Origin of the sequence: Streptacidiphilus sp. ASG 303 (assembly GCF_020991365.1) — a bacterium.
Lineage (GTDB): Bacteria > Actinomycetota > Actinomycetes > Streptomycetales > Streptomycetaceae > Peterkaempfera.
The window spans coordinates 170517-191370 of record NZ_JAJLRA010000003.1; the positions used below are offsets into that span (position 1 = coordinate 170517).

Below are 20854 nucleotides of genomic sequence, written 5' to 3' on the forward strand. Positions count from 1 at the left end.
GTCAGGCCCGCCGGACCCGTCGGAACGGCCGGGAGGCCGAGCCGGCCGGTACGGGGGCGGGAGGGCGGCGGAGGCCCGGGGTGGCCGGGGGCCCCGGGGGGCGGGGCTCCGGGGCCCGGGGGGCCGGGGGGCCGGGGGGCCGGGGGTCCGAGGGCCCGGGGCGACGGGCGCGCGGCGTCACGGGCCCCTCGGGGTGGCGCGTGCGGCCGAGGTGCCCGGGGCGGGGGCGCGTGCGGGTGGTGCGTCCGGGGCGTCCGGCCCCGCGGGGTCCTCCGGGGCGCCGGGGCTGCCCGGACCGGGGAGGCCGAGCAGCAGGGCGAGGACCGGAAGGACGGCGTCCGCCCGCGCGTGGTCCGGCTCCGGGGCGAAGCCCGGGGCGGCGCTGCCGGAGCCGCCGGGGAACCGGGGGCCGGCGGGCGCGCCCGCGCGGGTGGAGCGGACCCGTGCCCCGACGGCGTGCCGGACCCCGGCCTCGAACCCGGAGAAGGTGCGGCGCAGCAGCGGCAGCACCTCGGTGAAGGCGTCGTGGGGCACGGCGGCGAGCCAGTCGTCGAGCAGGCCGAGCAGCCGGTCGTCGTGGACCAGGAGCATGCCGCCGCCGGACAGGAAGCCCTCGGCCCAGTCCGCGGCGTCGGCCGGACCGGACGCGGTGGTGAGGGCCAGGCCCATGTGCCGGGCCGCCTCCTCGACGGGGAGCGCACCGTCGTCGAGGAGCAGCCGGACGGCGCGGCCGCGCAGCAGACCGGGCACGCCGGCGGTCCGCTCCCCCGGCTGCCCGCCGGCCAGCGACCGCAGGGCGGCGGCCCAGCGGTCGCGGAGGCCGCGGGACCCCCCTTCGTCGAGCAGCGCCACCGCGGCGTGCACGGCGTCGAGGCGGGCCCGCACGGCCTCGGCGGCGTCCCTGCCCAGTCCGGTGCAGGCCGGGGGCAGGCCGACGCAGATCCGCACCGCCAGCCCCTCGGCGACGCCGCGCAGCGCGCCCGCGTCCGTGCCCCGGACGTCGCCGTACCGGAGGGCCCGCGCCAGGGCGGGGAGCGCCTCGGCCAGGTGGGCGGTGTCCGTGTCGAGGGCCGCCCGGTCGGCGACGGCCCTCATGACGGAGGGGAGGGCGCCGGGCAGGTCGGCGAGCAGGCACGTCTCGGCGAGGGCCGTCAGGTCGGCGAGGGCGGACGCCCGGGCGGCGGTGTCGCGGGCGCGGGCCTCCGCGGCGGCGGCGACGGTGGTGCCCCAGGGTGCGGCCTCGACGACGCGGGCGGCCAGACCGGGGTCCCAGCGCAGGCGCCAGGACTCGCGGAAGGTGCCGGTGCCCGCGACGGTGGAGGCGGTGGGTTCGCCCCACGGGACGCCGAGGAGCAGGAGCCGGTGCAGCAGCCGGCTGCGGGCCGCGTCGGTGCCGCCCCGCAGGTCGAGGTCGAGGTGGCGCTCGGCGGCCTCGGGGCGCAGGCGCAGGGTGCGCTGCAGGCGGGTGAGGTCCCGCTGCAGCGGCACGGCGGGGGCGGTGTCCGGGACCCTGCCCACGGCGTCGCCGACCACCAGGCGTTCACGGACCGGTGCGAGGGCGGCCTCGGCGCCGTCGCCCAGGACGGCCCGGACGGCGTCGAGCGTCTCGGTGAGGCCCGCCAGGGGGCGGCCGCGCAGGGCGGCGAGGGTCTCGGCGAGCCGCACGGCCTCGATGACGTGGGCCGGGGAGACCGGGTGCCCCGCCTCGCGGAGCAGGGCGGCGGCCCGGGTCGTCCAACGGGCGACGGGCCGGTCGGGTGCGGTGAAGAGGTGGTGGTACCAGCCGGGCGAGGCGACGCCGGCGCCGTACCCGCTGTGCCGGGCGAGGCGGCGGTGGGTCCAGGGCACCCAGGTGGTCTCCGTGCGGACCCTCCGGGGCAGGGACCGGAGCAGCCCGCGGTCGTGCGCCGCGGTCGGCATGCGCTCCAGGGCGGGGACGTGCCAGGCGCCGCAGACCACGGCGATCCGGGTGTGCCCGGCGCGGCGGGCCGCCCGGATCTGCTGCCGCATGCAGGCCTCGCGCAGCGCGTCGTCGCGGGTGCCGCCGGCTGCCGGGGCGGCTTCCCCGGAGGCGGGTTCACGCAGTGCGGCCATGGCCTCGGCGACGGCGCGGAAGGGGGCGAACGGGTCGTCCCCGCCGCCGCGGCCGCCGGGCCCGCGGTGCTCGACGACGTCCTCCCACCACCGCTCGGGGTCGTCGTGCCCGGCGGCCCGGGCCAGGGCGGCGATGGGGTCGGACGCGACGGGGATCCCGGCACCGGACGGGGGGCGGGGGCCGTCGGGGGAGCCGGGCGGGGCGTCACCGGGGGGTGCCCCGCCCGGCTCCCCCTGCCCCTCCCGTTCCCGTTCCCGCGCCAGGGCGAAGACGTGGCCGGCGGGGAGGTCGATGAAGCGGACGGGCGTGCCGCGCCCCAGCGCGTGGCGGAGGGCCACCCACTCCGGCGAGAAGCAGGCGAACGGCCAGAAGGCGGCCCGCCCCGGTTCGTCCGCCGGGTGAGCCAGCAGCGCGACCGGCGGGACCATGTCCGCGTCGGCCGCGAGCGCCAGGATCGGGTCGGCCTCCGGCGGTCCCTCGACGAGGACCGCGTCGGGCTCCAGTGCGGCCAGGGCGGCGGCCACCGCACGGGCCGAACCGGGCCCGTGGTGCCGCACGCCGAGCACCGCGGTGGCGGGGAGGCCGGCCGCGGCCACTCAGCCCACCTCCCGGCAGGCGCGGTAGAAGTCCTTCCAGCCGTCGCGCTCGCGCACGACGCCCTCCAGGTACTCCTGCCAGACCACCGGGTCGGAGACCGGGTCCCGGACCACGGCGCCGCGGATGCCCGCGGCCACGTCGGCGGCGCGCAGCACGCCGTCCCCGAAGTGGGCGGCCAGGGCGATCCCGGCGGTCACCACGGAGATCGCCTCGGCGGTGGAGAGGGTTCCGGTGGGCGACCTGACCCGGCTGCGGCCGTCGGCGGTGACGCCGTCGCGCAGCTCCCGGAAGACGGTGACGACCCGCCGGATCTCCTCGGCGCCGCGCGGCGGCTCGGGCAGGTCGAGGGAGCGGCCGAGCGCGCGGACCCGCCGGGTCACGATGTCGACCTCGTCCTCGACGGAGGCGGGCAGCGGCAGCACCACCGTGTTGAAGCGGCGGCGCAGGGCGCCGGAGAGCTCGTTGACGCCCCGGTCGCGGTCGTTGGCGGTGGCCACCAGGTTGAAGCCGCGCACCGCGCGGGTCTCGCCGCCCAGCTCGGGGACGGGCAGCGTCTTCTCGGAGAGGACCGTGATGAGGCTGTCCTGCACGTCGGCCGGCATGCGGGTGAGCTCCTCGATGCGGGCGACCTTCCCCTCGGCCATGGCCCGCATCACCGGGGAGGGCACCAGGGCGTCCCGGCCGGGGCCGTCGGCGAGCAGCCTGGCGTAGTTCCACCCGTAGCGGACGGCCTCCTCCGGCGTGCCCGCGGTCCCCTGGACCAGCAGGGTGGAGTCGCCGCTGACGGCGGCCGCCAGGTGCTCGGAGACCCAGGTCTTGGCGGTGCCGGGCACCCCGAGCAGCAGCAGGGCCCGGTCGGTGGCCAGCGTGGCGACGGCGACCTCGACGACGCGGCGCGGGCCGACGTACTTGGGGCTGACGACGGTGCCGTCCGGCAGTTCGCCGCCCAGCAGGTAGGTGGCGACCGCCCACGGCGAGAGCAGCCAGCGCTCGGGGCGGGGCCGGTCGTCGCAGGCCGCCAGTGCCGCCAGCTCGTCCGCGAAGGCCTCCTCCGCGTGGGGGCGCAGCACCGGGGCCGCCCCCGGGCCGGAGGCGCCGGTGGCACCGGAGGCGCCGGGCACACCGGTACGGGGTGCGGCGGGAGGGGTGGCGGGGGCGTCGGTCGGCGCGGCCATGGGGACTCCTTCCAGCGGGCCGCCGGGCGCACCTGTGGCAGGGCAGCGTGCGGCGGGGGTCGGTTCGGAGAACGTCGGCAGAGGGCGGTCCACGGTCAGGGCGGGACCGCCGGGCGCGGGGACGCTCCCCTCCGCCGGCTTCCTCGGCCTGCGCGATCCACCATGCACCCCGCCACTGACAATGCCGCCCGGCCCTGGGGGCGGGGGCTCCCGGAGCGGCGCCGTCGCCTCGGCCCCACCGGGGCCGCCGGGCGGGGGCGGGTGCCCGTGGGAGGGCTCGGCGCCCGGTCGGGGCCGGGCGTGCCGGCTCGGGCGTCCACGCCGGAGCCGGCCGACGCGGCGACGGCCGGGCACGGCGGAGCCGGACAGCCGAGGCGGCGGCCGCCTGTCCGGAGAGTGCTCTTCCCGGGCCGGGACCCGGCCGGGCTCGGTCCCGGTCAGTCCGCCCGGGACGCACGAGGAGGCCGGCAGCCGGAGTCGGCGCGGGGAAGGCGGCCGCAGGACGCAACCGGCCGGGACCCGGGGGCGCAGCCCGGCCTCCCCCGGGGCCCGGCCGCGCCCCGCGGCTACGGGGCGAGCAGCCGGTCGCGGATCTCGGCCCAGCGCAGCGAGTCGCGGATCCCCTCGACGATGCCGAACTGCGGCTCCCACCCGAGCAGCCGCCCGGCCCGGCCGCTGCGGGTGAAGGCGCCGGCCACGTCGCCCGGGCGCGGGCCCGTCCCGACGACCGCGACCGGGGTGTCGACCACGCTGTTGAAGGCGGTGACCAGCTCGGTGACGGTGGTGCCCGTACCGGTGCCGAGGTTGATCACCGAGGAGCGGGCGCCGCCCAGTGCGGCCTCGAACCTCCGGAGCGCGGCCACGTGCGCGGTGGCCAGGTCCCAGACGTGGACGTAGTCGCGGATCCCCGAGCCGTCACGGGTGGGCCAGTCGGTGCCGGTGATCCGGAACGGCACACCCTCCTCGTGGGCCTCGATGAGCTTGCCGAGTGCGTGGCTGGGCCGGCGCAGCTGCAGTCCGGTGCGCATCCGGGGGTCGGCGCCGATCGGGTTGAAGTAGCGCAGCGAGAGGATCCGGATCGGCTGGGTGGCGGCGATGTCGGCGAACATGCCCTCGCAGACCGCCTTGGTGCGCGCGTAGGGGCTCTGCGGGGCGATCCCGGAGTCCTCGTCCACGCTGAAGTCCTCCCCCGGCAGGTAGATCGAGCCGGAGGAGCTGAAGATCATCTTTTGGCAGCCGTTGCGGATCAGGTGGCCGACGAAGTCCAGGCTCTTGGCCACGTTCGCCCGGTAGTAGCCGAGCGGGTCGCCGACCGAGTCGGGGACCACGATCAGCGCCGCGCAGTGGACGACCGCCTCGATCTCCGGGTGCTCGGCGAAGACCCGGTCCACCAGGGGGCCGTCCGCGATGTCGCCCTGGTAGAAGGGGCGGCCTTCGGTGAACTCCCGCCGGCCCGTCACCAGGCTGTCCAGGATCACCGGGGTGATGCCCGCGTCCAGGCAGGCGGAGGCGACGGTGCTGCCGATGTATCCGGCTCCACCCGAGATGAGTATCTTCATGCCCGCTCGTGGACCTCTCTCTCTGAGTGCCGACCGGGCGGTCGGCGCCGTGAGCCTAGCCCGGTCGGCGCGGCGGCGCGGGGCTCCGGCCGACCTGGGCGGATCGCCCGGCTTTCCGCCGGCGGGGCGGTGCGGCCGGGGAGCGGGCCGCGGCGGTCGGGCGGCGTTGTCAGTGGCGGCGCCTACCGTCGGGGGCATGTCGGTGACTTCGGACGACGGACGGCGGGTGCCGGAGCGGATCCTCGCGGCCGCACCCGGCGAGGATCCGTGCGGGGCTGCGGCGTCCCTCGCGTCGCCCGCGTCCCGGCCGGAGGCGGCTGCCGGGGCGGGGGCCACCGGGGCGCAGGCCGCCCGGCGCGCCGGGCGGCGGGCGGACCGGGCCGCGGCGGGCGGCGGGCGGACCGGGCCGCGGCGGGGGCGGCCGAGCTGCGCCTGCGGCTCGCCGACGGGGTGCGCCGCGGCCTCGCCGGGGAGGAGGGGACGGGCCGCAGTGCCTGGGACGGCGTGGCCGCACGCATGGTCGACGCCCAGGCCCCCGGGCTGGCCTCGCGGGTCCGGGAGCTGGCGGCGGTGCCCGCGTCCGGCCCGGACTGGCCGGGCCGGCTGCTGGAGGAGTACGCCCTGCTCGACCTGCTCGCCGCCGCCTACGGGCGTGTGGACCGGCTGCCCGCGCCGCTCGCCGCGACGGTGCGCTCCCGCGTCGGTTTCACGGTGGAGGCCGTGGAGGTGCTGCGCACGGTCCCGGCGGTCCGCGACCGGTGGCTGGTGCTGGGGGCGCACGACACGGCCGACGAACGGCTCGCCACCCGCCGCCTGTGGCTGCGGGGCACCGCCACCGGCCGCATCGCCCTGCTGCTCTCCCACGGCCGGGCGGGCCGGGCGGCGGACCTGTCCCTGCCGGTGGGGCTGGTGGTGGAGGCCGACCTGGCGTACCACCCGGGCGCACGGCCGCTGCGCGCCGTCCTCGGCCCGGGGGCGGGGCCGCCCGCTCCGCCGGTGCCCGGCGGCGGGGTCCCGCCGGGCGTCACCGTGGGCGGGGCGATGGCGGAGTACGGCGCCGCGCTGGCCGGGGACCCGTGGCTGGACTCCTGGCCCGTGGTGCTCGCGGACGTGGTGCCCGTGCCCGGCCCGGAGGGGTGGCGGCTGGCCGACGCCGACGGCGACGCCGACTGCGGGGACGGGGAGGGCGGCGGGTGGATACCGGTGCACGCGCCGGGCTCCGCGGCGGGTCCGGGGCTGTGGCGGCTGGCCGCCGTCTCGGGCGGGCGGCCGGTCACCGTCTTCGGCGAGTGCGGTCACCGCGGCTTCGCCCCCGTCACCGTCTGGGACGCGGACGGCATCCCGACGGGGCTGCGCACGTGACGGGCCGGGCCCGCGACGGCGGGCGCCCCCCGGTCCGAGGAGCGGGGGGCGCCGAGGTGCGCGTCCCCGGAGCGCGGACCACCGAGGCCGAGAACCGGAGGAGGCCGCCCGTGGCAGGACGGCACCAGGAGCCGCGGCCCGACGGCTGGGAGGAGCTCGTGGCCACGGCGCTGCTCGGGACCGGTCGTCGGGCGCTGCCCGGCACCGGGGGCGCACCCGTCCTCTCCCGGGCCGCGGGGGCCGCGGCCGCCGCACGGACCGACCCCGCCGCCGCGCTGCTCGCGCTGGCCGCCCTCGGCACCGTGCACCGCCGTGCCGGGCTGCGGCCGGCGCCCCGCGGGGCCCTCCCCGGGGCGGCCCCGGACGACCCGCGCCCGCCGCTGCCCGGGGCCGCCGCGACACGCCTCGGCATGCTGCTCACGGAGCGGGGCGGGCCGGCCGGACGTGCGGGGCCGGCCGGGTCCGGCACCCCGGCGGGCCTCCCCGAGCTGCTGCCGCAGTGGCTGTACGCCGCCCGCGCACGGGGTTTCCGGGTGCCGGCGCCGCTGGTGCCCGCGCTGCTGGACGCCGCCCGGTCCCGCAGCGAGCTGCGCCCGGACGCGGTGGCCCTGGCGGGCCCGCTCGGCCGCTGGCTGGCGGAGCGCAACCCCGACTGGCGGTTCGTGCTGCGGATGGTACCGGGCGCGGGCAGGGCGGCGGGGGCTGCCGGGACGGCCGGACCACCGCAGGGGCCGGGAGGACAGCGGCCGCAGGGGCATGCCTCCTCGCCGCCCGCCCCCGGCAGCGGGACGGCGGACGGCGACGGCGACGGGACGGCGGACGGCGACGGGATCTGGGAGGAGGGCCTGTTCGCCGAGCGGGTCACCCACCTCACCCGGCTGCGCCGCAGCGACCCGGCCGCCGGCCTGCGGCTGCTGCGCTCCACCTGGGCGGCCGAGCGCGCCGAGGACCGGCTGCTCTTCCTGGACGCCCTGCAGGACGGCCTCTCCCCCGACGACGAGCCGTTCCTGGAGGCGGCGCTCAACGACCGCAGCAGGAACGTGCGGCTGACGGCCGCCGAACTGCTCTCCGCCCTCACCGGCTCCGCCCTGGCCCGCCGCATGGCGGAGCGGGCGCGGGCGGCGGTGCGGCTCCGTCGCGGTCCCGGCGGCGAGGTGTTCGCGGTGGAGCCGCCCGCCGCCTGCGACGAGGCGATGCGGCGGGACGGCATAGCGGAGCACTCCCCCACCGGCCGGGGCGACCGGGCCTGGTGGCTGGGCGAGATCGTGGCGGCGGCGCCGCTCGCGCTGTGGACGGCGGAGACGGGCCGCACCCCGGAGCAGCTGCTGCCCCTGCCGGTCTCCGACGGCTGGGGCGACGACCTGCGGGAGGCGTGGGCGCGCGCGGCCGTGCGGCAGAACGACGCGGGCTGGGCGCGGGCGCTGCTGGGACCGCCGCCCCCGCCGGACGAGCGGCCCGGCGGACGCCGCGCGGGGGCGCCGGCGCGGCTGCTGGCCGTGCTGCCGCCGCCGGAGCGGGCGGCCTGGGCGGCGGCGTTCGTGGACGTGCACGGTCTGGGCGAGGCGTTCCAGATGCTGGGCGCCTGCGCGGTCCCGTGGACGGCCGGGCTGGGTGCGGCGGTGGTGGGGGCGCTGGAGCGGGCGGCCGGGGCGGGCGCCTACCCCTGGAGCCACAGCGGGGTGCTGGGGATGGCGGAGCGGGCCCTGGCGCCGGAGGCCGCCGACGGGGTCGAGTCGCTGGCGGCGGCGGGAACGGGCGGGCCCGCGTGGGCGGAGACCTTCGGCCGGCTGGCATGCACCCTGCGCTTCCGCGCGGCGATGCTGGCCGAGCTCGGCCCGCTCCCGCCGGACGGGCCGCTCGCGCGGACGGCACGGTGACGCGGCGGGCGCCCGCCGCCCGACGGCCAGGCCGCCGGGTGCGCCGCGCACGCCGCGGGCGAGGGCACGGCAGGCCGCCCGGACGGACGGCCGTCCGGGCGGCCGCCCGCCGGATGACGGTACGTCAGGCTGCGGAGGGGGTGCGCAGGTTGGACTGCACCCAGGCGACCACGTCGCGGGTCGGGGTGCCCGGGGTGAAGATGTCGGCGACGCCCATGGCCTTGAGCTCGGGGATGTCGGCGTCCGGGATGATGCCGCCCGCGAAGACCTTGATGTCGGCGGCGTCCTGCTCCTTGAGGAGCGCCACCACCTTGGCGCAGAGCGTCATGTGGGCGCCCGAGAGGATCGACAGGCCGATGCCGTCGGCGTCCTCCTGGATCGCGGTGTCGACGATCTGCTCGGGCGTCTGGTGCAGGCCGGTGTAGATGACCTCCATGCCGGCGTCCCGCAGCGCGCGCGCGATGACCTTCGCCCCGCGGTCGTGGCCGTCGAGACCCGGCTTGGCGACCACCACGCGGATCGGTCCGGACACTCCCATTCCTGCCTCCAGGTCCTCACACGGCTCTGTTAACCGGCGATAACAACGCCTGGAGGGAGGGTAGCGCCACCTGTGCCGGAGTGCCGTTTCGCGGGGCGGGGGGAGGGGAAAATCACAACGGGACACAGACAGTCGCCGCGCACCCGCGCCCCGCCACGGCGTCCACCACGGGGCCGCCCGCCCCGGCCGAGGGGCAAGCGCGGTACGCAACGGGGAGCCGCACACCTCCACGCCTCCGCCCGCCGCGGGCGCGCTCCGGCCTGCCCGGGGCGCGGGCCCGCCGGTGCACGCGGGCGCACCGGCGGGGGGCGGACGCCCCCGGCCGGGCAGGGGAGGCGGTGCCGCCCCGCCGGCCCTTCGCCGCGGAGGTGGGGCATGAGCGCAGCGTTCCGCAGGGCCGCCGCCGCGGCCCGCACCGTGGGCGGCGAGGCGGCCGCGCTCGCCGGGCACCTGCTGCGCTACCCGGCGGGCATCCCCCAGGAGCGGTGGCAGGACGTCCCGCCCGCGGCCGGCGCCCCCGACGGCCCGACCGCGGCCCTGCACCCCTCCCCCGGCCCGGTGCTCCTCGTGCACGGCTTCATCGACAACCGGTCCGTCTTCACCGCGCTGCGGCGCTCCCTGGAGCGGGACGGCGGCCACCGCGTGCACGCCCTCAACCACAGCCCGCTCACCGAGGACGTCCGGTCCGCCGCCGCCCTGCTCGGACGGCGCGTGGAGCAGGTGCGGCGGCTGCACGGCTGCGGCCGGATCGCCCTGGTCGGCCACAGCCTCGGCGGGCTGATCGGCCGGTACTACGTGCAGCGGCTCGGCGGGGACGAGCACGTGCACTCCCTGGTGACGCTGGGCAGCCCCCACGGGGGGACGCTCGCCGCCCGGCTGCCCAGCCCGCTGCCGATCACCCGTCAACTGCGCCCGGACAGCGACCTGATCGCGGAGCTGCGGGAGCCGGCGCCCGGCTGCCGGACCCGGTTCGCGGCGTTCTGGAGCGACGCGGACCAGGTGATCCTGCCGTCCCGGTTCGCCCGTCTGGACCATCCGGACCTGGCCGCGGAGAACGTCCTGGTGCCCGGCGCCGGCCATCTGGCGCTGACCGTGCACGCCGACGTGGCGGCGGGCGTCGGACGGTTCCTGGAAGCACGGCTGACCTCAGACGACGGCTCCGTGCGCGCCGCCCCGCCGCCCCCGGACCGGCTCTCCGCCTGACCGGGACGGCCCGCCGCGGGCGCGCCTCCGGGCGCCGCCCCGGGCCGGCGCCGCCACCAGGAAGCATTGTCGCGGCCCGGCCTTCGGGATACAGTCGCCGCTGTTTCCTCTGCTGTCGAGGCGAAAGTTGAGCCGGTGGCGTACGAAGGCCATGGTGCCGGGGCTGTCTTCCCGCCCCCCGCAGCGCCGGAACCCTCGTACGACGGAGCCCTTCACGACGCGTCCGGCACCTGGTACGGCCACGGCGCCGCCGACCCGTCCGCCTCCTGGGCGGTCGGGGGCGGCTGGCACCAGGACACCGGCGCAGGCGTCCACCACGGCACCGGGGACTGGGGCACCGGCGGGGCCGCCGCGGACACCGCCTGGAACACCGCCGCCTTCACCTCCGCGGACACCACCGGGCAGTTCGGGGCCCAGGGCACCTGGACCACCGGGTACGGCGAGGGCGCGTACGGCGACGGCGGGTACGGCGGGAGCGGCTACGCCGGCACGGGGTACGGCTACGGGGCGCAGCACGCGGGGTACGGCGAGAGCGGTTACGCCGGCACGCCGTACGCCCACGTGCCCGCGCAGACCCGCCACGACGAGGCGCAGCCCTACGAGGGCGCGTACGGGACCGGCCCCGGCGACACCGGCTCCGAGGCGTACGCGGACGCGTACACCGCCGCGGGGCACGGGCAGGACGGCGGCGCCGGGTCCGGAGCAGACCGCCAGGACGGGCAGGACGGGGGGCCGGACGGCCACCCGTACGACGACGGCGGGACGTACGCGGCGTACGACGCCACCGGGGGGTCCGGGGCGTACGACGCCCACGGGTCCTACGGGTACGGCGTCCACGACGACGCGGGGACGTACGGCGACGAGCCGGACGGCGCAGCCGACGCGCACGGCACCGGCACCGCCGGAACCCCCGGGGCCGACGCGTACGAGCAGGACGCGTACGAGGAGGACGGGCACGAGGAGGACGGGCACGGGGCCGACGGTCCGGACGGGCACGACGCCGCCCCCGCGGTGGCCGGGCCCGCGGGCGGCCGCGCCGCGGCACGCGCCGCGGCCCGCGGCGCCAGGGGCCGGACGCGGACGGCCCGCCGCTCCGCGCTGCTGACCATCGCCGTCCCCTCCGTCGCCGTGATGGGCGTGGCCGCCGCCGCGGCCGTCACCGTCAGCGTCCCCGACCAGGGGCACGCCCACGACTCGGCCGCGGACGCCACCGACGAGGCCCCGGCGGCCGCGTCGCCCAAGGTCGCGGCGGCCTCCTCCATGCTGGACAGCCAGCTCGCCGGCCTGCGCCGGAACGCGGACGACTTCGCCGGGCGGGTGAGCCGCGACCAGGCCCGCATCGACCTGAGGACGCGCCAGGCGGCGGAGCGGGCGCGCAAGGAGGCGATGCGCCCCAAGTACGTGATGCCGGTGGCCGTGCACGGCCTCTCCGCCACCTTCGGCATGGCCGGCGAGCACTGGGCGGCGCTGCACACCGGCATCGACTTCCCCGTGAGCTGGGGCACCAGTGTGCGGGCGGCGACCGACGGCACCGTGCGCACCCAGTGGAACCCGGCCTACGGCTACATGGCGATCGTCACCTCCCCCAGCGGCACCGAGACCTGGTACTGCCACCTCAGCTCGTACCGGATCCGCTCCGGCAGCGTGAAGGCCGGCGACACCATCGCCTACTCCGGCAGCAGCGGCAACAGCACCGGCCCGCACCTGCACTTCGAGGTCCACCCCGGCGGCGAGGGAAGCCCCGCCGTGGACCCGCTCCCCTGGCTGCTCAGCCACGGGATCGACCCCCGCTGAGCTGACGCCCCGCCCGTCGCACCCGCCGGGAACGCCCGCCCGCGGCACCGCCGGCGTACGCGCCCCGGGGACGCGCCCCCGGGCGGCATCCGCCGCCGTCGCCGCCGGACCGCTCCCGCCGGTCCCCCGGACGCGGCCCGGAACGCGCCCCCGCCCGGAACGCGCCCCCGCCCGGAACGCGCCCCGGCTCAGGGCGCTCCCCGGCCCGGAACGCGCCCGGTCCCGGGCGCCCGCCGCACCCGGGACCGGAGGACGCCGTCCGCCGTCAGAGCTTCTCGACCGGCGCGTAGCGCAGCAGCAGCCGCTTCCGCCCCGCCTCGCCGAAGTCGATCGTCGCCTGCGCCTTGTCGCCCGCGCCGGTCGCCTCGACCACCGTGCCCAGGCCGAAGGTGTCGTGGGTGACCCGGTCGCCCACGGCCAGCGCCACCACCTCCCGCTCCTGCACCCGGCGGGCCGACGTGCCCCAGCCCGCCCGGGGCCCGGCCGCCGTCGCGGCGGAGGACGACCGGGACGACGAGCCGCCGCGCGCCCCGCCGATCCCGCCCAGGATCCCCGTGGAGGGCGGCGGCGCGGCGGCGCCGGACCGCTTCCACTCCAGCAGCGCGTCGGGGATCTCCTCCAGGAAGCGCGACGCCGGGTTGTACGACGGCTGGCCCCAGGCACTGCGCATGACGGACCGGGTGAGGTAGAGCCGCTCGCGGGCGCGGGTGAGGCCGACGTAGGCGAGCCGCCGCTCCTCCTCCAGCTCCTTGGCCTGGCCGAGGGCGCGCATGTGGGGGAAGACGCCGTCCTCCATGCCGGTGAGGAAGACGACGGGGAACTCCAGCCCCTTGGCGGTGTGCAGGGTCATCAGCGTGATGACGCCCTGCGCCTCGCCCTCCTCCGTGTCCGGGATCTGGTCGGAGTCGGCGACGAGGGCGACCTGCTCCAGGAAGTCGGCGAGGGTGCCGCCCTCGTTCTCCTGCTCGAACTCCAGGGCCACCGCGGCGAGTTCCTGGAGGTTCTCGATCCGGGTCTCGTCCTGCGGGTCGGTGGACGCCTGCAGCTCGGCGAGGTAGCCGGTCTCCTCCAGGATCGCCTCCAGGACGGCGGCGGGCCCGGCGCCGCCCTCGGCGACGCCGCGCAGCCGGTCCATGAGGTCGTTGAACCGCTTCACCGCGTTGGCCGAGCGGGCGGCCATGCCGTACGCCTCGTCGACGCGGCGCAGCGCCTGGGCGAAGGAGATCCTCTCGCGCAGCGCCAGGGCCTCGATCATCGCCTCGGCGCGGTCGCCGATGCCGCGCTTGGGCACGTTGAGGATGCGGCGCAGCGGCACGGTGTCCTCGGGGTTGGCCAGCAGCCGCAGGTAGGCGAGGACGTCCCGGACCTCCCGGCGCTCGTAGAAGCGCACGCCGCCGACGACCTTGTAGGGCAGGCCGACGCGGATGAACACCTCCTCGAAGACGCGGGACTGGGCGTTGGTGCGGTAGAAGACGGCGACGTCGCCGGGCCGGGCGTCGCCGGCGTCGGTGAGCCGGTCGATCTCCTCGGCGACGAACTGGGCCTCCCCGTGCTCGTCGTCGGCGACGTAGCCGGTGATCCGGGCGCCGTCCTCGCCGGCCGTCCACAGGTTCTTGGGGCGGCGGTTGGTGTTGCGCTCGATGACGGCGTTGGCGGCGCTGAGGATGGTCTGGGTGGAGCGGTAGTTCTGCTCCAGCAGGATGGTGGCGGCGTCCGGGTAGTCCTCCTCGAACTGGAGGATGTTGCGGATGGTGGCGCCGCGGAAGGCGTAGATCGACTGGTCGGCGTCGCCGACGACGCACAGCTCGGCCGGGGGGACGGCGGCGAGGCCCTCCGCCGCCGGGTTGACGAGCTCGCCGTCCACGGTCCGCTTCGGCGCCTGGCCGACGGCGCCGCCGGTCAGCTCGCGCACCAGCATGTACTGGGCGTGGTTGGTGTCCTGGTACTCGTCGACGAGGATGTGCCGGAACCGCCGCCGGTAGTGCTCGGCGACGTCCGGGAACGCCTGGAGCAGGTGGACGGTGGTCATGATGATGTCGTCGAAGTCCAGCGCGTTGGCCTCGCGGAGCCGCCGCTGGTAGAGGGCGTAGGCCTCGGCCAGCTTGCGCTCCATGGGGTTGGCGGCGCGGTCGGCGTAGGCCTCCTCGTCGACGAGCTCGTTCTTGAGGTTGGAGACCTTCGCCGTGAACGACTTCGGCGGGTACTGCTTGGGGTCGAGGTCGAGGTCGCGGCAGACCAGGGCCATCAGGCGCTGGGAGTCGGCGGCGTCGTAGATGGAGAAGCTGGAGGTGAAGCCGAGCCGCTTGCTCTCCCGCCGCAGGATGCGCACGCAGGCGCTGTGGAAGGTGGAGACCCACATCGCCCTGGCCTGCGGGCCCACCAGCTGCTCGACGCGCTCGCGCATCTCGCCGGCGGCCTTGTTGGTGAAGGTGATCGCCAGGATCTCGCCGGGCCGCACGCCGCGGGCGGCCAGCAGGTGGGCGATGCGGTGGGTGAGCACCCGGGTCTTGCCGGAGCCGGCGCCGGCCACGATGAGCAGCGGCGACCCGGAGTGGACGACGGCCTCGCGCTGCTGCGGGTTCATGCCGTCGAGCAGCTGCGCGGGGTCGGCGACGGTGCGGGGCGCGCCGTTGCCGTGGTAGGCGTCGCGCTGCACCGGACCCGTGTAGTCGCGCTCGAAGAGGTCGGCGGGGATGTCCTCCTCGTAGGGCGCGAAGCCGTCCTCCTCCGGGTGGGGCGGCGGCTCGTCGCCCGCGAAGGCGGCGGGGAGGGCCGCGCCGGCCGGCCGGCGGGAGGCGGGGGGCCCGTCGAGGCCGGGGAGGGGGATGTCGTCAAAGAGGCTACTCATCGCCTCCCGAGTCTATGACCTGCCCGTGGCGCCGGTCCGCCCCTCACCCGATCCCGGGCCGGCCCCCGTGCGGGCGCGCACCACCAGCTCGTGCAGCTCCCGGTGGCCGCCCTGCAGGCCGGGCAGGCGGCTGGCCTGCTCGGCCGCGGCCAGCTCCTCCTGCAGCGCCTCCGTGTCGGCGAGCAGCCGCTCGGGCGCGGGCGCGCCGGACAGCTCGCGCCTCAGCCCGTGCTCGGCGGCCGCCTTGGCGGCGACCAGCTCGGCCAGGTACGGCGGCGCCGAGGGCACCTCGGCGGCCAGCGTCGGCAGGTGGGCCTGCACCTCGCCGTTGCGCATGAGGTGGATGCCGGTGAGCAGCGCCCGGAAGGTGTACAGCAGGGGCTTGAGCTCGTCGGTGCGGTCGAAGAGCCGCCACTGGGTGCGGGCGAAGCCGCGGTAGTGGTGGGCGTGGTGCCGGGTGAGGACGGCGGGGGCGAGGGCCGCCAGCTCGGCGTGGACGGGGGTGGTGCGCACGACGAGCGGCGACAGCAGCTGCTCCAGGACGTAGCCGTTGCGCCGCAGCATGAGCCGGGCGAACTTGGCCAGGTCGTGGGTGACCAGGTCCATCTCGACGCCGTCGCGCAGCCACATCCGGCTGAGGGTCTCGCGGGGCGTCTCCAGCCCGACCAGGTCCTCGACCGGCAGCAGGTGCGCCCCGCGCAGGTCGACGTCCGAGTCGGCGGACGGGAACCCGTACAGGTGGGCGCCGGAGACGGAGGCGAAGACCAGGGGCTGCCCCACCTCCTGCGCCAGCACCTCGCTCAGCACGCCGCCGAGCTCCGGCACGCCGGCCGCCGCGAGGGCGTCCCGCGCGGCGGCCTGCGCCGGCGCCCGCTCCGCGGCCCGCTCCACGGCCCTCGCCGCCGCCTCTGCCGCGGCCCTCGCCGTGGCCACCCCGGCGCTCCTCATGATGCACGCACCTTCCCGGCCGTCCCGCCGGCCGCGCTCCCGGCGTCCAGTGTCCGGCGCCGCACCGAGACCAGCCACTCCTCGACCCGGGCGGTGTCCGGCGCGTCGGGGAGCGGGCTGTCCGGCAGGGCCGCGTCGGCGCGCCGGACGAGCTCCGCGCGCCGGGCGAGGACGTCCTCCCAGGACACCTCCCCGCGGGCGACGGCGAGCAGTCCCTCGCGGTCGGCGCCGACGTCCACCCGGAGTACCCCGGTCTCCAGCAGGCGGGCGCAGGACGCCAGGAGGCGCAGCAGGTGGAGGAGGTGCTTGCCCTTGGGCTCCCCGCCGCGGGCGCGCCGGGCCCCGGCCTTCGCGACCTGGCCGTCGGCGTAGCGGACGAAGGTGCGGTGGACCCGGCGCGAGAGGAAGGCGGGGGCGAGGGCGCGCAGCTCCTCGCCGAGCGGGGTGGTGCGCTCGACGAGCGGGGAGTGCAGCACCTCCAGGACGTTGGGGTTGCCCGCCAGCGCCAGGGTGCAGAACCGCTCGACCTCCCAGCTGAACTGCTCCGGCAGCGGGCCCTCGACGTGCGCGGGCGGCTTCTCCAGCCGCCACAGGAGGCCGGGGGGCGTGGCGTAGACGCCCCGGCGGTCGGTGTCGGAGTCCTCGGTGGCCAGGCCGAAGGCGCGCGAGCCGGCGACCACCGAGAGGACGGTGTGGTCGGTGACCAGGTGCTCCCAGCGCTGCATGGGGCCATCCTGGCCCGCGCGGTCCGGCCGGCGCGAGGGATTTGCCGGGGCGGGGCCGGACGTCGGCGGGCCGCCCCGGGCCCGGCGGGCGGCTCAGGTCCAGAGGGTGGCGATGAAGATGTTGAGCATCGTGAGGCCGCCGATCGCGCCGACGACGCCGGAGGACGCCTTCTCCTCGTCCCGGTTGACCCACACCAGCAGCAGGACCGCGACCAGGACGGCCAGCTTGGTCCCGATCTTGACCATGTTCGGGTGGTGGTGGTCGGCCTCGTTCAGCCCCACCAGCACCATGCCGGTGACCAGCATGGTCAGGGCGCCGTGCACCATCGCGGGCACCACCCGGGCGGTGCCGGCCCGCAGCGCCTTCATCTGGGTGAGGAACCCGCCGAGCAGGGCGGCGATGCCGATGATGTGCAGGGCCACGAAGAAGTTGATGAGGACGTCCACGCGGGCGATGCTACCCGCGCCCCCGCGGCGGCCCCGGGGCGCCCCCGGCCGCCGCGGGCGGCGGGGTCAGGCGGCGCTGCGCGCGGCGGCCCGCTCCTCCCGCTCGGCGCCGTCGGCCTCCCGCAGCGACGCGAACGAGGAGTCGATCCAGCGCCGCAGCAGCCGGGAGGCGGGCCGCTCCACCAGCCGGTGCACCAGCCACGCGGCGGCCAGCACGGCCGCGGCCACCACGGCGAGCCGCGCGTACGGGGGCATGGTGTCCCGCAGCTTCATCAGGGCGATCCAGCCCAGCTCCTGGTGCAGCAGGTACAGCGGGTAGGTCAGCGCGCCCGCCGCGGTGAGCCACTTCCAGCGGACCCTGCTGAAGACGCCGAGCGCGGCGCCGAGCACGGCCAGGAAGGCGAGGGTGAGCAGCGCCAGCACCACGGGGAACGACAGCGGGTGCTTGGAGCCGCTGACGTAGGGGATGACCAGCGTGTGCATCTGCCACTGGGCGACCAGGTACGAGAAGCCCACGATGCCCCACAGCAGCGGGTTGGGCCCCACCCGGTACATCAGGTACATGGCCACGCCGGCGATGAAGAACGGCGCGTACTGGGGCATGACCACCAGGTCCAGCAGCGGCAGGCCCGCACGGGGGGTGAGCAGCACGGCGAGCATCCACACGCCGCAGAACAGCACGACCCGCCGGTAGGTGACGCCCAGGGCCGCGACGACCGCGAAGAGGACGTAGAAGCGCAGCTCCACCCAGAGGGTCCAGTACACCGGGTCGATGTCGCCGGCCCTCAGTCCGGACTGCCCCATCGTCAGGTTGGCGAGCACCTTGCTGAAGGTGAGCCCGGGGCCGCTCACCCACGGCGGGTGGACGAGGAAGAGCGCCGCGGAGGTGGCGAGCACGCCCACCCAGTAGGCGGGCAGCAGCCGCACCACCCGGGAGCGGAAGAGGTCCTTGGGGGTGCGCCCCCAGCAGGACATGCAGATGACGAAGCCGCTGATGAGGAAGAAGAGCTCGACGCCCATCCAGCCGTACTGGCCGACCGCGTGCGCCTCGGGGACGGCGTCCCGGGTCCGGCCGCCCCAGATGGCCTCGTGCTCCTGGATGCCGGTGTAGTGCCAGGACATCACCCCGAGGGCGGCCAGCAGCCGCAGCCCGTCGAGCACGTACAGGCGCGGCCGGGCGGGCCGCACGCGCTGCGGTCCGCCGGGGGCGCGGTCCGGCCGCCGCCCCTCGGGCGGGCGGCCGGCCTGCTGCCCCTCCGGCGGGCGGTCGGGCGCGCGTCCGGGGCCGCGGTCGGGGTCCGGGGGTCTCACCAGGGTGACAGTCGGTGGCATGGGGCCGGTCTCTCCGGATCGGGGTCTTCTGCCTGCCGCCGCACTCGGCAACGACCCGGCCGACCCTACCCACGCGGCGGGCCGGACCCCGGGTCCGGACCGCGGGGGTGAAAAGACCCACACGGGACCGGCACGCCGCATCCCCGTCCCGCCGCGGCGGGGCGACCGGCCGTCAGACCAGCCGACGGGCGGTCGCCCACCGCGTCAGCTCGTGCCGGTTGCTCAGCTGCAGCTTGCGCAGGACCGCCGACACGTGGCTCTCCACCGTCTTGACCGAGATGAAGAGCTGCTTGGCGATCTCCTTGTACGCGTACCCGCGCGCGATGAGTCGAAGCACCTCGCGTTCCCGCTGGGTGAGCCGGTCGAGGTCCTCGTCCACCGGCGGGGTGTCCGTCGCCGCGAAGGCGTCCAGCACGAAGCCGGCCAGCCGCGGCGAGAACACCGCGTCGCCGTCCGCCACCCGGAAGACCGCCGCCACCAGGTCGGCGCCGGTGATGGTCTTCGTCACGTAGCCGCGCGCCCCGCCCCGGATCACCCCGATGACGTCCTCCGCCGCGTCCGACACCGACAGCGCCAGGAAGCGGACCGCGGCCGCGCCGTCCGCCCCCTCGGCCATCAGCGGCGCGCAGCGGCGGAGCACCTCGACGCCGCCGCCGCCCGGCAGGTGCACGTCGAGGAGCACCACGTCCGGGCGGGTGGCGGTGACCACCTGCACCGCGTGCTCCACGTCGTCGGCCTCGCCGACGACGTCGATGCCGGTCCGCCCGGTGTCGCCGATCTCGGCGCGCACCCCCGTGCGGAACATCCGGTGGTCGTCGACCAGCACCACCCGCGCCGTGCGGCCCGGTGCCGCCCCGGCCTCTTCCCCTGCCCCGGTCATGCGTCCGCCCTCTCCATCTCCAGCTCGACCTCGGTACCGCCGGCCGGCGCGGGGCGCACCCGCGCGTGGCCGCCGTTGCGGCGCATCCGGCCGATGATCGACTCCCTGACGCCCATCCGGTCCTCGGGCACCGCCTCGGGGTCGAAGCCGGGGCCGCGGTCGCGCACGAAGACCCACACCGTCGCCCCCTCCACCTCGGCGTAGACCTGGACCGGTCCCCCGCCACCGTACTTGGCCGCGTTCACCACGGCCTCGCGTGCGGCCTGCATCTGCGCCACGAGGCGCTCGTCCATCGGGCAGTCGCCCACGCAGACCACCTCCACCGGCACCCCGTGCAGGTCCTCCACCTCGGCCGCGACCTTGCGGACCCGCTCGGCCAGGGTGTCGGGGGTCTCCGCGGCCGCCTCCGGCCGGTACAGCCACACCCGCAGCTCGCGCTCCTGCGCGCGGGCCAGGCGGGCGACCTCGCGGGGGTCCTCGGCGTGGCGCTGGATGAGAGTGAGGGTGTGCAGCACCGAGTCGTGGAGGTGGGCGGCGATCTCCGCCCGCTCCTGCGCCCGGATGCGCTCGCGCCGCTCGGCGCCCAGGTCCTGCCACATCCGCAGCGCGTACGGGCCCACCAGCACCAGCACGCCCGCCAGCACGGCGAGCGACGCCTCCAGGACCGCGCCGAGCTGGGTCTCCGACCCCTGCAGCACCAGCAGCCCGACGATGCCCGCGGCCACCAGCACGACGCCCGCGCCGATCCGCGCCACGGCGGTGCGGCGGCGGCTGCCGTCCAGGCCGAACCAGCGCTGCCAGCGCGAGTCGTCGGCCTGCCGCCACACCAGCGCGACGCCCGCGCCGATGGTCAGCAGCGGCCAGACGTACGGCTTGGCGGCCTGGACGTGCAGGGCGTTGAGCAGCGTGAGGACGCCCACCACCAGGGCCAGCAGCGCCACCAGCTGGCCCGCGTTCTCCCGGCCGGTGCGGCGCGGCGGGGCCGCGGCGGCCGCGTCCGGGGGCAGGCCGAAGGTCTCGCCCTGGAAGGTCCGCTGCAGGGCCTCCCGCAGCCGTCCGATCCGGCCGCCGCCGCGCTTGCGCAGCGGCTCCCCGCCGGTGCCCGGGACGAAGGCGCCGCCGACGTACGCCCACTGGCCGGGGCCGCCCCCGCGCGCGGGCTCGCCGATGCCGAGCGGCACCACGAACCAGAAGGCGGCGTAGAGCAGCACGCCTATGCCGTCCGCGAAGAAGAGCAGCACGAACGCGGCGCGCACCCACGCCACCGGCAGGCCCAGGTGGACGGCGAGGCCGCCCGCGACCCCGCCCACCACGCGCCGCTCGGGACTGCGGTAGAGCCGCCGGTACGGGGGCGGCTCCTCCGCCGCGCCCGCCGCGCCCGCCGGTCCGGGAGCCGGGGCGCCCGGGGAGGACGGCGCGGAGGGCGCCGGCGCGGGGGCCGCGGGAGGCTCGGACGGGGCGGTGTTCACGGGGG

The 20854-nt window shown here is 77.7% G+C and carries 15 protein-coding genes; 4 read left to right on the forward strand and 11 right to left on the reverse strand.

The window, feature by feature from the left end; translation table 11 throughout:
* Positions 1–177: 177 nt before the first annotated feature.
* The 3 genes from LO771_RS05595 to galE form a co-directional block, all read right to left on the reverse strand.
* Complete coding sequence (locus LO771_RS05595) at positions 178–2691, reverse strand: DUF5682 family protein (RefSeq protein WP_230648600.1); 2514 nt, start codon at positions 2689–2691, stop codon at positions 178–180.
* The gene (locus tag LO771_RS05600) at positions 2692–3867 is read right to left on the reverse strand and encodes an AAA family ATPase (protein ID WP_230648602.1); all 1176 of its coding nucleotides are present in this window, start codon (positions 3865–3867) and stop codon (positions 2692–2694) included.
* Between the two features lie 566 nt (positions 3868–4433).
* Positions 4434–5426 (reverse strand): UDP-glucose 4-epimerase GalE, encoded by a 993-nt coding sequence (gene galE, locus LO771_RS05605; RefSeq protein WP_230648604.1) that lies wholly within the window; start codon positions 5424–5426, stop codon positions 4434–4436.
* A 504-nt stretch (positions 5427–5930) separates the two neighbouring features.
* Here galE and LO771_RS05610 point away from each other — a divergent pair.
* Both LO771_RS05610 and LO771_RS05615 read left to right on the forward strand, forming a co-directional pair.
* Complete coding sequence (locus LO771_RS05610) at positions 5931–6788, forward strand: hypothetical protein (protein WP_374228076.1); 858 nt, start codon at positions 5931–5933, stop codon at positions 6786–6788.
* Positions 6789–6898: 110 nt separating this feature from the next.
* A complete protein-coding gene (locus tag LO771_RS05615) occupies positions 6899–8665 on the forward strand; it encodes a DUF5691 domain-containing protein (protein ID WP_230648605.1) in 1767 nt (588 codons plus the stop codon).
* A gap of 124 nt (positions 8666–8789) precedes the next feature.
* Here the strand turns inward: LO771_RS05615 and LO771_RS05620 are convergent, their stop codons facing one another.
* Positions 8790–9203, reverse strand: coding sequence for a cobalamin B12-binding domain-containing protein (locus LO771_RS05620; RefSeq protein ID WP_230648607.1), 414 nt, complete (start codon positions 9201–9203; stop codon positions 8790–8792).
* A 375-nt stretch (positions 9204–9578) separates the two neighbouring features.
* Here LO771_RS05620 and LO771_RS05625 point away from each other — a divergent pair, with 375 nt between their 5' ends.
* On the forward strand, positions 9579–10406 hold the full coding sequence (locus LO771_RS05625; protein ID WP_230648609.1) for a triacylglycerol lipase: 828 nt from the start codon (positions 9579–9581) through the stop codon (positions 10404–10406).
* Between the two features lie 135 nt (positions 10407–10541).
* Positions 10542–12200 (forward strand): peptidoglycan DD-metalloendopeptidase family protein, encoded by a 1659-nt coding sequence (locus LO771_RS31255; protein WP_230648610.1) that lies wholly within the window; start codon positions 10542–10544, stop codon positions 12198–12200.
* Between the two features lie 265 nt (positions 12201–12465).
* Here LO771_RS31255 and pcrA read toward each other — a convergent pair whose 3' ends face one another.
* From pcrA to LO771_RS05665, 7 genes are all read right to left on the reverse strand, one after another.
* Complete coding sequence (pcrA, locus tag LO771_RS05635) at positions 12466–15048, reverse strand: DNA helicase PcrA (RefSeq protein WP_230648611.1); 2583 nt, start codon at positions 15046–15048, stop codon at positions 12466–12468.
* Positions 15049–15060: 12 nt separating this feature from the next.
* Positions 15061–15996 carry a DNA polymerase beta superfamily protein gene (locus LO771_RS05640; RefSeq protein WP_230648613.1) on the reverse strand — a complete coding sequence of 312 codons (936 nt, stop codon included), beginning with the start codon at positions 15994–15996 and terminating at the stop codon, positions 15061–15063.
* The gene (locus tag LO771_RS05645) at positions 15993–16721 is read right to left on the reverse strand and encodes a DNA polymerase beta superfamily protein (RefSeq protein WP_230648614.1); all 729 of its coding nucleotides are present in this window, start codon (positions 16719–16721) and stop codon (positions 15993–15995) included. Before LO771_RS05645 ends, LO771_RS05640 begins: the two co-directional genes overlap by 4 nt.
* 93 nt (positions 16722–16814) lie before the next feature.
* Entirely contained in the window at positions 16815–17168 is a 354-nt protein-coding gene (locus tag LO771_RS05650) for a hypothetical protein (RefSeq protein ID WP_230648616.1), read from the reverse strand.
* 66 nt (positions 17169–17234) lie between these two features.
* A complete protein-coding gene (locus tag LO771_RS05655; RefSeq protein ID WP_230648618.1) occupies positions 17235–18500 on the reverse strand; it encodes an acyltransferase family protein in 1266 nt (421 codons plus the stop codon).
* A 172-nt stretch (positions 18501–18672) separates the two neighbouring features.
* On the reverse strand, positions 18673–19380 hold the full coding sequence (locus LO771_RS05660; RefSeq protein WP_230648621.1) for a response regulator transcription factor: 708 nt from the start codon (positions 19378–19380) through the stop codon (positions 18673–18675).
* Positions 19377–20849 carry a PspC domain-containing protein gene (locus tag LO771_RS05665; protein WP_374228085.1) on the reverse strand — a complete coding sequence of 491 codons (1473 nt, stop codon included), beginning with the start codon at positions 20847–20849 and terminating at the stop codon, positions 19377–19379. The genes LO771_RS05660 and LO771_RS05665 overlap by 4 nt, the downstream gene beginning before the upstream one ends.
* Positions 20850–20854: the final 5 nt, after the last annotated feature.